General features: G+C 70.2%; 12 protein-coding genes, 2 tRNA genes and 1 pseudogene. 11 read left to right on the forward strand and 4 right to left on the reverse strand.

From position 1 onward, the window contains the following. The 3 genes from CA983_RS28295 to CA983_RS28305 all read left to right on the forward strand — a co-directional run. The coding region (locus CA983_RS28295) for an AIM24 family protein (protein WP_143645576.1) at nucleotides 1-800 on the forward strand (800 nt) is incomplete at its 5' end. 11 nt (nucleotides 801-811) lie between these two features. Further along, on the forward strand, nucleotides 812-1,492 hold the full coding sequence (locus CA983_RS28300) for an AIM24 family protein (protein WP_086603667.1): 681 nt from the start codon (nucleotides 812-814) through the stop codon (nucleotides 1,490-1,492). A 17-nt stretch (nucleotides 1,493-1,509) separates the two neighbouring features. Further along, nucleotides 1,510-2,265 carry an AIM24 family protein gene (locus CA983_RS28305; protein ID WP_086603668.1) on the forward strand — a complete coding sequence of 252 codons (756 nt, stop codon included), beginning with the start codon at nucleotides 1,510-1,512 and terminating at the stop codon, nucleotides 2,263-2,265. Between the two features lie 77 nt (nucleotides 2,266-2,342). On the opposite strand, the gene CA983_RS28310 is transcribed toward CA983_RS28305, so the two are convergent. Then, nucleotides 2,343-2,870, reverse strand: coding sequence for an NUDIX hydrolase (locus tag CA983_RS28310; protein ID WP_086603669.1), 528 nt, complete (start codon nucleotides 2,868-2,870; stop codon nucleotides 2,343-2,345). Further along, a complete protein-coding gene (locus CA983_RS28315) occupies nucleotides 2,867-4,318 on the reverse strand; it encodes a zinc-dependent metalloprotease (protein WP_086603670.1) in 1,452 nt (483 codons plus the stop codon). The genes CA983_RS28310 and CA983_RS28315 overlap by 4 nt, the downstream gene beginning before the upstream one ends. A gap of 192 nt (nucleotides 4,319-4,510) precedes the next feature. On the opposite strand from CA983_RS28315, the gene CA983_RS28320 reads away from it, so the two are divergent. The 4 genes from CA983_RS28320 to CA983_RS28335 all read left to right on the forward strand — a co-directional run bounded on the left by CA983_RS28320 (nucleotide 4,511) and on the right by CA983_RS28335 (nucleotide 7,729). After that, entirely contained in the window at nucleotides 4,511-5,632 is a 1,122-nt protein-coding gene (locus tag CA983_RS28320; protein WP_086603671.1) for an SDR family oxidoreductase, read from the forward strand. 115 nt (nucleotides 5,633-5,747) lie between these two features. Beyond that, entirely contained in the window at nucleotides 5,748-6,206 is a 459-nt protein-coding gene (locus CA983_RS28325) for a molybdenum cofactor biosynthesis protein MoaE (protein ID WP_086603672.1), read from the forward strand. Nucleotides 6,207-6,316: 110 nt separating this feature from the next. Then, entirely contained in the window at nucleotides 6,317-6,535 is a 219-nt protein-coding gene (locus tag CA983_RS28330) for a hypothetical protein (protein ID WP_010047638.1), read from the forward strand. A gap of 102 nt (nucleotides 6,536-6,637) precedes the next feature. Next, a complete protein-coding gene (locus CA983_RS28335) occupies nucleotides 6,638-7,729 on the forward strand; it encodes a YlbL family protein (RefSeq protein ID WP_086603673.1) in 1,092 nt (363 codons plus the stop codon). Nucleotides 7,730-7,772: 43 nt separating this feature from the next. On the opposite strand, the gene CA983_RS28340 is transcribed toward CA983_RS28335, so the two are convergent. Further along, nucleotides 7,773-8,315: a PPA1309 family protein gene (locus CA983_RS28340; RefSeq protein WP_086603674.1), complete on the reverse strand. Its 543-nt coding sequence runs from the start codon at nucleotides 8,313-8,315 to the stop codon at nucleotides 7,773-7,775. A 162-nt stretch (nucleotides 8,316-8,477) separates the two neighbouring features. Between CA983_RS28340 and CA983_RS28345 the strand changes: the two genes are divergently transcribed. The 4 genes from CA983_RS28345 (at nucleotide 8,478) to CA983_RS28360 (ending at nucleotide 13,938) form a co-directional block, all read left to right on the forward strand. Then, nucleotides 8,478-11,429: a UPF0182 family membrane protein gene (locus CA983_RS28345; protein ID WP_244207141.1), complete on the forward strand. Its 2,952-nt coding sequence runs from the start codon at nucleotides 8,478-8,480 to the stop codon at nucleotides 11,427-11,429. Between the two features lie 57 nt (nucleotides 11,430-11,486). Next, nucleotides 11,487-11,560, forward strand: a tRNA-Met gene (locus tag CA983_RS28350). 234 nt (nucleotides 11,561-11,794) lie between these two features. Next, nucleotides 11,795-13,618, forward strand: a complete 1,824-nt coding sequence (locus CA983_RS28355) for a tetratricopeptide repeat protein (protein ID WP_208637062.1) — start codon at nucleotides 11,795-11,797, stop codon at nucleotides 13,616-13,618. 246 nt (nucleotides 13,619-13,864) lie between these two features. Next, a tRNA-Met gene (locus CA983_RS28360) sits at nucleotides 13,865-13,938 on the forward strand. Between the two features lie 48 nt (nucleotides 13,939-13,986). Here the strand turns inward: CA983_RS28360 and CA983_RS28365 are convergent. Continuing rightward, a pseudogene (locus tag CA983_RS28365) lies at nucleotides 13,987-14,901 on the reverse strand (ABC transporter substrate-binding protein); the annotation flags it as partial.

Genomic DNA, 14,901 nt, shown 5'->3' on the forward strand with positions numbered 1-14,901 from the left:
GCTACGGCCAGCCCACACCGCCCCCCGGCTACGGCCAGCAGCCGCCCTTCGGGCAGCAGACCGGGCAAGCCCCTTACGGAGCGCCTCAGGGAGTACCGCACGGAGCGCCCCAAGGGGCTCCCCAGGGAGCACCGCAGGGCCCCGGTGTCGCCGCCGCGCTCCAGCAGTTCAAGGAAACCCCCACCGGGCAGCGCTGGACGCAGCAGAACAAGAAGCTCGTCCGCGTCGACCTCGGCATCGGCGGGCAGCCCGTGCTGGCCAGGCAGGGCAGCATGGTGCTCTACCAGGGCAAGGTCGACTTCAGCTACAAGGGCGCCGGCTTCGTCGGCCGGATCGTGGGCAACGCGACCGGCCAGGAGATGCAACTGATGCGCTGTACCGGCCAGGGGCAGGTGTTCCTCGCCGAGAACTCCACGATGCTGCACCCCATCGAACTCCAGGGCGACGGCATCTGCGTCTCCGCCGAGAACGTCCTCGCCTTCGACGAGAGCCTGACCTACGAGGTCCGCCGCATCGAGGGACACGGCATCCCCGGAGGCGCGCTGTTCACGATGCTGTTCCAGGGCACCGGCACGATCGTCGTGAAGACGCACGGCACGCCTGTGGTGCTGCCCGTCACCCCCACCACGTTCGCCGACTGCAACGCCGTGGTCGCCTGGTCGGCCGCCGCCCAGGTCGTCGTCTCCAGCCAGGTGCGGATGCGCCGCAACGCCTACCCGGGTGACACCGGGGAGAGCGTCAACCTCCAGTTCCGGGCAGCGCCCGGGAACTTCATCGTCGTCCAGCCGTACGAGGTCTGAGGGAGCCCGTCATGACACAGCAGCTCGCGGGCCACGCCCCCGCACCCGTCACCGCCCGCATGGAGAACCACGGCAACCACATGCTGAAGGTCGCCATGCAGACCGGAAACGACCTCCTCGCGCGCGTGGGGTCGATGGTCGCGTACGAAGGGTTCGTCCAGTACGAGCCCAACCCGCCGGCCGTGCGCCAGATCGCGAAGGACTGGATGACCGGCGAGGGCGCGCCCCTGATGAAGTGCTCCGGCGACGGCCTGCTCTACCTCTCCGACTACGGGGCGAACGTGGTCGTCATCAACCTCAACGGCGACGGCATCTCCGTCAACGCCACCAACCTGCTCGCCTTCGACGCCCACCTCACGTGGGGCGTCGAGCGGGTCAAGGGCCTGGCGAAGTTCGCCGGACAGGGCCTGTGGAACACCAAGATCTCCGGGCAGGGCTGGGTCGCGCTGACCTCCCGGGGCAAGCCCATCGTCGTCGACTGCGGAGGCGGCGAGGACGAGACCTACGTCGACCCCGACGCCCTGGTCGCCTGGTCCCCGAACCTCAAGGTGAAGGGCAAGCGCAGCTTCCGGGCGCAGTCGCTGATCGGCCGCGGCAGCGGCGAGGCCTACCAGATGGCCTTCTCCGGTCAGGGCATCGTCGTCGTCCAGCCCAGCGAGGACAGCACCGACCGCCTCCGGGCCCGGGGCTGAGGGGGAGCCAGAAAGCCATGCAGAGCCCGATTTTCGCCTACAACGAGCAGCAGACCCAGGACCGCTGGAGTCTGCAGAACAAGCAGATGCTGCGCGTCGCCCTGGAGGGCCACGACGACATCCTGGCCCGCAAGGGCACCATGGTCGCCTACCAGGGACTCGTCGAGTTCGACGCCGAGTACCAGAGCAACGACCAGGYACGCTCGCGTGCGCACACCGGTGAGGGACTCGACCTGATGCGCTGCCACGGGCAGGGCACGGTCTACCTCGCCAACCTCAAGCAGCACGTCCACGTCATGGAGGTGGAGCAGGACGGTCTCACCGTCGACAGCAGCTATGTGCTGGCGATGGACTCCTCCCTGCACCACGAGGTCATCGCCGTCGACAGCCTCTACGGCATCTCCGGTTCCGGGAAGTACCAGCTCAACATCACCGGCCGGGGCAAGGTCGCCCTGATGACCTCGGGCATGCCGCTGCTGCTGCAGGTGACGCCCGACAAGTACGTCAACTGCGACGCCGACGCGATCGTCGCCTGGTCGACGAGCCTGCGCGTGCAGATGCAGGCCCAGACGCACTCCTCCGGGGTGTGGCGGCGCCGCGGCAGCACCGGCGAGGGCTGGGAGCTGAGCTTCATGGGCACCGGCTTCGCGCTCGTCCAGCCCAGCGAGCTGCTGCCGCCGCAGAACGCCCAGATCGGCTCGGGCCTCGCCGCGCAGTACGGCATGGGCCAGCAGGGAGCACGCGGGCAGAACCAGGGCAACGTCTGGAACTGACCGGTCACGGACTCAGCAAGGTGTAAGGGGTGACCGCCCTAGCGGCCGCCCCTTACACACTTCAGGCCGCGAGTGCCTCAGACCGCGAGCCTCGCGCGCGTGGCTTCCAGCAGACGTACGACCGACTCGTCGGCCACCTCCGCGACCTCGTCGTACTTGAACCAGCGCACGTCGAGCGACTCGTCGCTGATCGCGTGCGCGGCGTCCGGCGGCGCCAGGACCGCGTACTGGACGTCGAAGTGGCAGTGGCACGGCGGCGGGATCGGGTGCCGGTCCAGGCGCACCGGGCCGCCCGGCAGCAGCGAGAGCCCCGAGACGCCGGACTCCTCCGTCGCCTCACGCAGGGCCGCTGCCGCCAGGGAGCTGTCGCCCGGCTCGCAGTGGCCGCCCATCTGGAGCCACATCCCCAGCTTCCTGTGCAGGGTCAGCAGGACCCGGCCGGCCCCGGGGTCGATCACCAGGGCGCTCGCCGTGATGTGGCCCGCGTGGCAGGCCTTCCAGAGGCCGTCCGGGTGTTCGGCCAGATGGTCGAGGTAGGCCTGGCGCAGCTCCGTCTGGTCCTCGTACTCCTTGAGCACGAGGACCGCGTCGTCGTACAGGCTCACTCGGCGTCGTCGCCCTTGTTCTCGCCCTCGTCCTTCTTCTTCGGGTCGGGCTTCTTCAGATCGGGCTTGTCCGCCGCCTCGCCGAGCATCTTGTCCAGCTCGGAGAAGTCGATCTGCTCGCGGTGCACGAAGCCGTCCGGGTCGTCCAGGTCGGTGGCCGTCGGCAGCATGTCCGGGTGGTGCCACAGGGCGTCCCGGCCGTCGACACCGCGCGCGTCGGTGAGCGAGGCCCACAGACGGGAGGCGTCACGCAGGCGGCGCGGGCGCAGCTCCAGGCCGATCAGCGTGGCGAACGTCTGCTCGGCCGGGCCGCCCGAGGCGCGGCGGCGGCGCAGCGTCTCGCGCAGGGCGTCGGCGGACGACAGACGGGGCTTGGCGGCGGCGTGGACCACCGCGTCGACCCAGCCCTCCACGAGCGCCAGCGCCGTCTCCAGACGCGCCAGGGCGGCCTTCTGCTCGGGCGTGTCCTCGGGCTGGAACATGCCCTGCTGGAGGGCCTCCTGGAGCTGCTCCGGGTTCTGCGGGTCGAACTGGCCGACCACGTCCTCCAGCTTGGCCGTGTCGACCTTGATCCCGCGGGCGTAACCGTCGACCGCGCCGAACAGATGCGAGCGCAGCCACGGCACGTGCGCGAAGAGCCGCTGGTGGGCGGCCTCGCGCAGGGCGAGATACAGCCGCACCTCCTCCTGCGGGACGCTCAGGTCCTTGCCGAACGTCTCGATGTTCACCGGCAGCAGCGCGGCCTTGCCGGCCGGGCCCAGCGGCAGGCCGATGTCGGACGAGCCGACGACCTCGCCGGCGAGCACGCCGACGGCCTGTCCGATCTGCGTACCGAACATGGCGCCGCCCATCGAGCGCATCATGCCGATCAGCGGGCCGGCCATGGCCTGCATCTCCTCCGGCAGGACGTCGCCCATGGCGGTGCCCACGCGCTCGGCGACCGGGTCGACGAGCTCCTTCCAGGCGGGCAGGGTCGCCTCGACCCACTCGGCGCGGCTCCAGGCCACGGCCGAGCCGGCGCCGGACGGCAAGGACGTGGCGTCGTCGAGCCACAGGTCGGCGAGGCGGACGGCCTCCTCGACGGCCTTGCGCTCGGCGGGGCCGACGCTGGTGTCCTTGGTGCCGTCAGGGCTGCCCTGGGACACCGTCTGGCGGGCGATCTGCTTGGCCATGTCCCAGTTCACCGGGCCGCCCTCGTAGGAGAGCATCTGGCCCAGCTGCTGGAACGCGGCGCCCAGGTCGTTGGGGTTCAGGGAGCCGAACATGGCTGCGAACGGATTGTCCGCACCGGGGCCGCCGCCAAACCCTCCGGCTCCGGGCAGGCCGCCGAAACCGAACGGATTGGCCGGTCCCTGACCACCACCGCTCTCCTGGTCCTTCTTCTTGCCCTCGTCGCCGTCGTCCGGCTCCTCCGGCGGAAGGCCGAATCCGAATGGGGTGTCACTCACGGGATTCCTCGGCTGGTAGGGCCGCCGGTTCTTTCCGGCGGCACGGCTGCCCGACAACACCACCCAGCGTAGACACCTGGGGCGGATCGGGCCTCGGTGCTTCGCCGACTGACAGCCTGCGGCAGGATGGATGCCACCTGGTACGCACGCGTCGCTCGCGCTCGTACTGAAGACAACCGCTGGAGACGCCCGGTGAGTTCCCCAGATCCGCAGGTTCGCGCAGCGCGAAACCAGTCAACCAGTTCCGCGACTCCCGCGGCACGCGGACCCGTCGTCGCGGTCACCGGTGCCGCGTACGGCGTCGGCGCCCTGCTCACCGAGCGGCTCGCCGCGTCCGACGAGGTCAAGCAGGTCGTGGCCATCGACGAGCGCCGCGGTGAGTGCGCCGCGGCGCAGTGGCACATCCTGGACGTACGGGATCCGGCCATCGCGGACAAGCTGCGGGGCGCCGACGTGGTGGTGCACCTTGCGCTGGATCTCGACCTGGAGACCGACGCGGCCGCCCGAACGGCCTACAACGTACGGGGGACACAGACGGTCCTGACGGCGGCCGCGGCGGCCGGCGTGCACCGGGTCGTGCTGTGCACCTCGGCGATGGTCTACGGGGCGCTGCCGGACAACGAGCTGCCGCTCTCCGAGGACGCGGAGCTGCGGGCCACGGCGGAGGCGACGGGCGTCGGCGACCTGCTGGAGATCGAGCGGCTGGCGCGGCGGGCGCCGCGTGCGCACCCGGGGCTCAACGTCACCGTGGTGCGGCCGGCGATCCTGGTGGGAGGCACGGACACCGCGCTGACCAGGTACTTCGAGTCTCCTCGGCTGCTCGTCGTCGCCGGGTCGCGGCCCGCGTGGCAGTTCTGCCACGTCGAGGACCTGTGCAGCGCGCTGGAGTACGCCGTCCTGGAGAAGGTCGACGGGGAACTGACCGTCGGGTGCGACGGGTGGCTGGAGCAGGAGGAGGTCGAGGAGCTCAGCGGCATCCGGCGGATGGAGCTGCCGTCGGCGGTCGCACTGGGTGCGGCGGCCCGACTGCACCGCATCGGGCTCACGCCGTCTCCGGCCGGGGACCTGGCGTACACGATGTACCCCTGGGTGGTCAGCGGCAGCCGGCTGCACGACGCCGGGTGGCGGCCGCAGTACACCAACGAGGAGGTGCTGGCGGAGCTCCTGGAGGAGGTCTCCGGCCGGCACACGGTGGCCGGTCGGCGGCTGGGCCGCAAGGACGCGACGGCAGCGGGCGCCGCGGGAGCGACGGTGGCGCTGCTGGGTGCGGCCGCGGTGGTGCGACGGGCCCGGAAGGCCCGTCGGCGCATCTGACGCGCCCGGCGGGGCCCGGCCTCTCCGCGCGTCGTAGGAGAGTCCAACGCCCACGCGCGCGTGCCGGTCGATAGCTCTATTCCGCGCTGTCGGTCGCGTGCGGCACGATGGTGGCATGGCAACCACGAGCGAGCACCCGGGTGAGCAGGCCGCGCAGGATCCGATCAGGCTGATCGGGATCCGGGAGACGGCCCTTTCCGTGGACGAGGTGTTCCGGGCCGTGGGGGACGACGCGGCCGGCGGCACGGCGCTCTTCGTGGGCACCGTGCGGAACCACGACGGGGGTGCCGACGTGGCGGAGTTGGGGTACTCCTGCCACCCCGGTGCCGAGGCCGAGATGAGGCGGATCGCCGAGAAGGTCGTCGCCGAGTTCCCGGTGCGGGCGCTGGCGGCCGTGCACCGGGTGGGGGATCTCCGGGTCGGTGACCTCGCCGTGGTCGTCGCCGTCTCGTGTCCGCACAGGGGGGAGGCCTTCGAGGCCTGCCGGAAGCTGATCGACGACCTCAAGCACGAGGTGCCCATCTGGAAGCACCAGAAGTTCTCCGACGGCACCGAAGAATGGGTCGGCGCCTGACGCCGTCGTTGAGCGCGTAACGCCCTCGTCGAGCGTGGGCGCCTGCTGAATCCGGTACTCGGCCTTCCGGTTGCGTAACCGGACCCCTGGCGTGAGCGTTGTCACTGCGGATGGTTAATCTGCTGATCAGTCAGTTGCGGACGCTCAAGGGGTTGGAGGTCGGCATGGCGGCGCTCGCCTGGTTGCTGATTCCGCTTGTGGCTGCGATCGGCGCGGGCCTCTGGGGCAGTTGGGCCAACCGGACTCGCAAGGTCCGTGGGGACGGCCCGGAACTCATCGGTTACGCCCGCTTCCGCGAAGCCATGGAGAAGCCCCGGCCGGGTAGCTGACGGCCAGGAAAACTGCAGGTCACAGGCGTGTGAGACCGCAGGGCCGCCCCGGACGGGCGGCCCTGACGGTGCGCTGACAGGACCGTCCCGTACTGTCGAGTCATGCCACGCCGCACCGCGACGATGCTCGCCTCCACCCTGATGCTGATCGCGCTCCTGTGCGCGGGAGTGTTCATCCCCGTGCCGTATTCGGAGATGTCCCCGGGGCCGACGGTGAACACGCTGGGCGATCACGGCGGCGAGCCGGTGCTCCAGATTTCCGGGCGGAAGACGTATGCGGCCAGTGGCCATCTGAACATGACGACGGTCCGGGTCACCAGTGCCGACTACCGGATGAACCTGGTCGAGGCCGTCTACGGCTGGCTCGCGCATGACAACAAGGTCGTGCAGCACGAGACGCTCTACCCGGACGGCAAGACCGAGGAGCAGTCCACGCAGGAGAACGCCGAGGAGTTCAGCCAGTCCCAGGAGAGCGCCAAGGTCGCCGCGCTGAAGGAACTCGACGTTCCGGTGAAGTCCTGGGTCATCGTCTCGACGGTCGTCAAGGGATCCCCGGCCGAGGGCAAGCTGCACGCCGGGGACGTGATCAAGGCCGTCGACGGTACGGCGGTGAAGGAGCCGGCCGACGTCGCGAAGCTCGTCACGAAGCACAAGCCGGGTCAGGACGTCCGCTTCACGATCGTGCCCGCCAAGGAGCAGGCCGCCGCGGAGAAGGAGAAGCGGACGCCGACGAAGACGCAGGACATCACCATCACCACGGCGACCTCGGACGACGCCGGCGAGAAGCGGGCCATCGTGGGGATCTCCGCGGGAACCGACCACACCTTCCCGTTCACCATCGACATCAAGCTGGCCGACGTCGGCGGGCCGAGCGCCGGTCTGATGTTCGCGCTCGGCATCTACGACAAGCTCACGCCCGGCAGCCTGACCGGAGGCAAGTTCGTGGCCGGCACGGGGACGATCGACGACGAGGGCAAGGTCGGTCCGATCGGCGGCATCGAGATGAAGACCGTGGGTGCGCGGGCCAAGGGCGCGCAGTACTTCCTGACGCCGGCGGACAACTGCGAGGCCGCCGCCAAGGACACCCCCGAGGGCCTCACCCTCATCAAGGTGAACACCATCGAGGACGCCCTCGGCGCTCTCAAGGACCTCCGCAGCGGCGACACCGCCGATCTGCCGAGGTGCGGCACGTAGTCCGCCGGGCCGGGTGACCGGCCCAGGGTGCACAGCCGCCCGGCTAGTCCTCGAACGTCGCCTCCAGTGCCTCCGCCAGGCCCGGTACCAGGTCGGAGCCGGTGAGGACCTCGGTCGGGGAGTCCTTCTCACGCAGGCGCAGGGCCGACTCGCGGGTGCCGTCCCGCAGGACCGCGACCGTCATACGGACCTCCTGGCGGTCCGGGTGCTCCGCCACCCACTTCGACAGCGCGGCCTCGTCCAGGCCCTGCGGAACCTGGGCCTCCGCGGACGGCGGCAGCATCAGGCGTTCCACGGCGAGGGCACAGCCGGCCACTGAGTCTGGCCAGGCGATGGTGGCGAGGAACTCGTCGAGCGGCTTGCCCGTTGGAACTTCGTCCTGCTCGATCGGGGTGAGGCCGGAGCTCTCCGACTCGTCGCCCAGACCGAGCCGGTCCGCGAGCGAGGGCTGTTCGGCCCGGAGCCGGGCGGTGTCGACGAGTGCGAAGAGGCGGGCGGGCTGGTCCCAGCCGAGGCCGGAGACGTACTCGTCGATCTCGAGCACGGCCCGGGTGAGCGGGTTCGCCGCCATGGGAGTGTTGGACATGGTCACAATCCTGCCTCGTTCCCGACCGGAATCGGGAACCGAGTAAACGGTGAGTAAGTTGCATAGGTGGGGGCCCACGATCACGGGGGCCGCAGATGGTCCGTGAGACGCGGGCCTGACGAATCAACAGCGAACTTCGAGGTGCGCACCTTGGCTTTCCAGATGCCGGACCGCGGCGGAGGCCCTTCGGGGCCGCGGATCAGAGTGGGCCGCCCGTCCCGGCGTGTCCGGACCCTGCTCATGACACTGGGCGTCCTGGCAGCCCTCGGCATGGTGTTCACCATGTTCGCGGGCTTCTGGACGGACTGGCTCTGGTACCGGTCGGTGAACTACTCGTCGGTCTTCACCACCACCCTGTGGACCAAGATCGGGCTCTTCTTCGTCTTCGGTCTGCTCATGGCCCTCGCGGTCGGCTTCAACATCTGGCTGGCGCACCGGCTGCGGCCGCCGCTGAGCGCCATGTCCATGGAGCAGCAGAATCTCGACCGTTACCGGATGAGCATCGCGCCCTACAAGAAGTGGCTGCTGCTCGGGATCACGGCCCTGGTGGGCCTGATCGCCGGCGCCTCCGCGTCCGGCCAGTGGCGGACGTGGCTGATGTGGGTCAACGGCGTGCCCTTCGGCCAGAAGGACCCCCAGTTCAAGCTGGACGTCTCCTTCTACGCCTTCGACCTGCCCTGGTACCGGTTCCTGCTCGGCTTCGGCTTCGCCGCCGCGATCCTGTCCGTGATCGCCGCCGCGCTCACGCACTACCTGTACGGCGGGCTGCGCGTCACCAGCCCCGGCGCCCGCGCCACGGCGGCGGCCACCGGGCACCTGTCGGTGCTCATCGGCATCTTCGTGGCCCTCAAGGCGGTCGCGTACTGGCTCGACCGGTACGGACTCGCGGTCAAGTCCAGCGACTTCAGGGCGACCGACAACTGGACGGGTCTGAGGTACGTCGACGCCAACGCCTACCTGCCGGCCAAGACGATCCTGTTCTGCATCGCCGTCATCTGCGCGCTGCTGTTCTTCGCCACCATCTGGCGGCGCACCTGGCAGCTGCCCGTGATCGGCTTCGGCCTGATGGTGCTGTCCGCGATCCTCATCGGCGGCCTCTACCCGGCGATCGTGCAGAAGTTCCAGGTCCAGCCCAACGAGCAGGCCAAGGAAGCGCCGTACGTCGAGAAGAACCTCGAGGCGACGCGCAAGGCCTACGGCATCGACGGCACCAAGGTCACCGACTACTCGGGCACGAGCAAGACCGAGGACAAGACCACGCTGCGCGACGACGTCGACTCCACGGCGAGCATCCGGATCATGGACCCGAACATCGTCTCGCCGACGTTCCAGCAGCTCCAGCAGATCAGGAACTACTACGCGTTCCCGAACAACCTGGACGTCGACCGCTACGCCAAGGACGGCAAGGAGCAGGACACGGTCATCGGCCTGCGCGAGCTGAACCTGGCGGGCATCCCGAAGAAGAACTGGATCAACAACCACTTCCGTTACACCCACGGCTACGGGGTGGTCGCCGCCGAGGGCACCAGTGCCGACTCCCAGGGCCGTCCGGTCTTCACGGAGTCCGACCTGCCCTCCGAGGGCGACCTCGGCACGTACGAGCAGCGGGTCTACTACGGCGAGAAGACCACCACGTACTCGATCGTCGGCGGTCCCCAGAAGGAGATCGACTACTCCGACGACAACGGCGAGAAGACCACCAGCTACAAGGGCGACAGCGGGGTCAACCTCTCCAACCCGGTCAACCGGGCCGCGTACGCGGTGGCGTTCGGCGAGCCGCAGATCCTGTACTCCGGCGCCATCGGCGACGGTTCGCGGATCCTGTACAACCGCACGCCCAAGGAGCGCGTCGAGGCGGTCGCCCCCTGGCTGACCATCGACGGCGACGCCTACCCGGCGGTGGTGAACAACCGGATCCAGTGGATCGTCGACGCGTACACGACGACCAACGGATACCCGTACTCCTCGCGTACGACCCTCGGTGACACGACGGCGGACTCGCTGACCGCCGCCAACACCAACCGCGCGGTGGTGGCCCAGCAGAACCAGGTCAACTACATCCGCAACTCGGTGAAGGCGACCGTCGACGCGTATACCGGCGAGGTCAAGCTCTACCAGTGGGACACCAAGGACCCGGTCCTGAAGACCTGGATGAAGGCCTTCCCGGACACGGTGGAGCCCAAGAGCGACATCTCCAAGGACCTGATGGACCACCTGCGCTACCCGCAGGACCTGTTCAAGGTCCAGCGGGAGCTGCTCACGCGCTACCACGTGAGGGACGCGACGACGTTCCTCAGCGGCAGCGAGGTCTGGCAGGTGCCGGACGACCCGACGAACCGGTCGGGCAACGCGGTGCCGCCGTACTACCTGAGCATGAGGATGCCCGACCAGAAGGCCCAGTCGTTCTCGCTGACGACGACCTTCACGCCCAACGGCCGGGACAACCTCAGCGCGTTCATGGCGGTCGACGCCGAGGCGGGCACCAGTGACTACGGCAAGATCAGAATTCTGAAACTGCCGACGAACACGACGGTCAACGGACCCAAACAGGTCCAGAGCCAGTTCAACTCCCAAGAGAACATCGCCGAGTCCATCAGGCTCCTGAGAGGCGGCGACTCCGAAGTCGAGTACGGCAACCTGCTGACGGTGCCGCTCGACGGCGGACTGCTCTACGTGGAGCCGGTCTACGTACGCGGTGGTGGACTGAAGTACCCGCTGCTGCGGAAGGTGCTGGTCACCTACGGAGGCCAGACCGCCTTCGAGAACACGCTCGACGAGGCCCTCAACAAGATCTTCGGGACGGAGGGGCAGGCCCCCGAGCCACCGGACGAGGGTGACACCACGACGCCACCGCCGACGTCCGACAACCCGACGGTCCAACAGGCCCTGGAGGACGCCCAGAAGGCGTTCGACGCGGGCCAGGAGGCCCTGAAGGAGAACGACTGGGAGGCGTACGGCCGCGCGCAGAAGGACCTCGAGGACGCTCTGCGGCGGGCCGAGGACGCGCAGGCCCAGGAGGCCGGCCGCGGGGGAGCCGGGGGCGGCGAGAGCAAGCCCAGCGCCGCCCCGAGCCCGAAGCCGAGCGGCAGTCCGAGCCCCAAGCCGAGCAGCTAGGGGCCTGGCCTGGTCAAATGCCCGCCCCGCGCCGTGATACGGTTGTGAACACAACGGCGCGGGGTGGAGCAGCTCGGTAGCTCGCTGGGCTCATAACCCAGAGGTCGCAGGTTCAAATCCTGTCCCCGCTACTGAAATCGCGAAGTCCGAGTGACGGAGCGACCACGAAGGCCCGGATTCCACACAGGAATCCGGGCCTTCGTGATGTGTGAACGCATGTGCTGGCCTGGGCTGCGGCCGCGCCGCCGGGGGGAGTTGGGGGATCTGTGTTTGACTTGTCTCTCTGTGGGCATGTCGACAAAACGCTGTAGTGACCTCACTGGCTGCGGTATACCAGGTGTACCCAGGTTGCAGGTGGTGCGACGATGGACGTTATGGGGGACAAGGCAACTCTGTTCGAGACAGGGCGTTTTGTGCAGCCTTCCAGCCGGGAGGACACCGACACCCCGGACGAGACCGGGGAGATCGCCGACGAGGCGGCCGAGGAGCTGCGTCAGCGGCTCGCTGCGGAGGCCGGCGACGTCGAGGCGATGAGTGTCCTCGGGGCCATGCTGCTGCGCCGTGGTGATCTCGACGGTGCCGAACCCCATCTGCGTGCCGCCACCGCCGCGGGCGACCGGGCCGCCGCCAACAACCTCGGAGTCCTGCTCCACCAGCGCGGATACGCCGACGAGGCCGCCGGCTGGTGGCGGATCGCCGCCGTCGCCGGATCCGCGGCGGCCGCGCATGCCCTCGGCCGGCACCACCGCGAGCGCGGCGACGAACCCGCGGCCGAATACTGGCTGCGCCAGGCCGCGGAACAGGGACACACCCTGGGCGCGTACGCCCTCGCCGACCTGCTGGAGCACCGCGGCGACGCCGGGGCCGAGAAGTGGATGCGGGCGGCGGCCGAGCGCGGGCACCGGGAGGCGGCGTACCGCCTGGCCCGGGCGCTGGACCGGAAGGCGGCGCGGGAGGCCGGCGGTGACAACGGTGTCCAGGTGCTGGACGAGGCCGAGCAGTGGTACCGGCAGGCCGCCGCGCGCGGACACCGGCGGGCCGCGCTGCACCTCGGGACGATCCTGGAGAAGCGCGGCGAGCTCAAGGAGGCCGGACGCTGGTACCTGACGTCCGCCAAGGACGGCGAGGCGCGGGCCGCCTGCGCGCTCGGGTTCCTGCTGCGCGACGCGGGCGACACCGAGAACGCCGCCGTGTGGTGGCTGCGGGCCGCCCAGGACGGCGACGGCAACGCGGCGAACGCCCTGGGCGCGCTGCACGCCGAGCGGGGCGAGACCCAGACCGCCGAGCGCTGGTACCGGGCCGCGATGGACGCGGGCGACGTGAACGGCGCCTACAACCTCGGGCTGCTCTGCGCCGAACAGGGGCGCACCGCGCAGGCCGAGCAGTGGTACCGGCGCGCGGCCTACGCCGGGCACCGGGAAGCCGCGAACGCGCTGGCGATCCTGCTGCTGCGGGGCGGGGACGAGACGGGCGCGGAGCCGTGGTTCTCCAAGGCCGCGGAGGCCGGGAGCGTGGACGCCGCCTTCAACCTGGGCATCCTGCACGCCGGCCGGGGCGAGGAGCAGGCCGCGCTGCGCTGGTACGAGCGGGCCGCGGCCGCCGGGCACACCGAGGCGGCGCTCCAGGTCGGCATGGCCCGGCTGCGGGACGGCGACGAGCAGGAGGCCGAGCGGCATCTGCGCTGTGCGGCCGGGGGCGGGAGTGCCGAGGCCGCGTACCGGCTGGCAACCGTGCTCGACGCGCGCCGGCCGCCGGAGCCGGCGCACGAGCTCGGGGAGCCGGTGCACCGCCGCAGCGAGTGTGAGGAGTGGTACGAGAGAGCGGCCTCGCAGGGGCACCGGCGGGCGCAGGTGCGGGTGGGCATGCTCGCGGCGGCCCGGGGGGACGTCGTCGAGGCTGCTCGGTGGTACCGGGAGGCGGCCGAGGCCGGGTCCCGCAACGGCGCGTTCAATCTCGGGCTGCTGCTGGCCCGGGAGGGCAGTGAGCCCGAGGCGGCGGTGTGGTGGACGCGGGCGGCTGACGCGGGGCATGGGCGGGCGGCGTTGCGGCTGGCCCTGGTCTACGCGCGTCGGGGTGAGCTGGCGGAGGGGCAGCGGTGGGCCGATCGGGCTGTGGCGTTGGGGCCGGCGTCCGTGGCGGAGCGGGCGGCTCGGCTGCGGGATGCGTTGCGGCAGGAGCTGTCGGCGTGACGGTTTCTGCGCAAGCGGGCGTGCATGGTGCTCGGCGTTCGTGCTGGGGGCGGGGCGTTGCGCAGCTCGGCGCGACGAGGTGCCGCCTCGGTGGGACGGGTGCCGCCCTGGGGGTACCCCCTGCCCGAAGAGCTTGGGGTAGGCACGCTTGCCCGCAGCTGAGCGGGACCGGCGGCCCGCAGCGTGCAGCTGCGGCTAAGCGATTTGCATCCGTCCTCCGCGTTGACGTAACGTTGCATTCACCGACGCGGGGTGGAGCAGCTCGGTAGCTCGCTGGGCTCATAACCCAGAGGTCGCAGGTTCAAATCCTGTCCCCGCTACTGAAGGCCGAGGGCCGGAATCCGAAAGGGTTCCGGCCCTCGGTGTGTTTACCGGCGGTGTCCTACCGCCTCCTCGTAGAGGGAGCGGGTCACCGTCTGCGACTCGGGGAGCGAGTCGCCTTCCGGCCACGCCCTGGGCGCGGTAGGCGGACTGCAGGCGGTCCGTCATACCGGTGCGGATCTCCCAGTCCATGCGGAGCGACGGTGTCGAGCGCAGGATCGCCTCGTCCGTCTTCAGGAGTTTCGCCAGGTATGTGACGAAGCTCTCGTTCTTCTTGTAGTCGGCCGCGAAGTACGTGTTCACCGTGCGGATGTACGCCCGCAGCAGGGCCACGCCCGCGTCCACGGCGTCGTTCAGCAGGCTCGGGCCGTAGAGCATGCCGCCCAGGGGCTCGCCGGGGGGCTGGCCGCCCAGGAAGGCGTAGCCGGGTTCGCCGTCGACCCGGCGCCATACGGGGTCGAGCAGCCACGCGGAGTCGACGTCGCCGTTCTCCAGGGCCGTGAGGACGTCGGCGGAGCCCAGTTGCTGGTAGCGGATCCGGTCGAGGCCGCCGCCGTGCCGCTCCAGGACCTGTTCCATGGGGTAGGCGATCACGGAGCCCTTGCCGATCATCGTGTCGAGCTTCCGGCCGGCCATCCGGACGGCGGTCGCCGTCTCTCCGTCCTTCAGCCGGACCCACAGGCCGCTCTTGGACTTCGGGTCGGGCGAGAAGTTCCCCGCGACCCAGCGGATGGCGAAACCGCCGCGGATGCCGTTCATGACGGCTGCCTCCGGGGCCGCCCAGAGCGCGCCGACCTCGCCCTTGGCCGGCAGCGGGAGTGCCTCGGGCGTCGGCAGCACCTTCAGCGTGACGTCCAGGCCCTCCTTGTCGAACTCGCCCTTGTCGAGGGCGACGCGCAGGGGCGCCACGTACTCGGCGCCGAGTGTGCCCGTCCCGATGGTCAGCTCACGGGGCTCGGGGA

Source organism: Streptomyces swartbergensis, from assembly GCF_002148965.1.
Classification (GTDB): Bacteria; Actinomycetota; Actinomycetes; order Streptomycetales; family Streptomycetaceae; genus Streptomyces; species Streptomyces swartbergensis.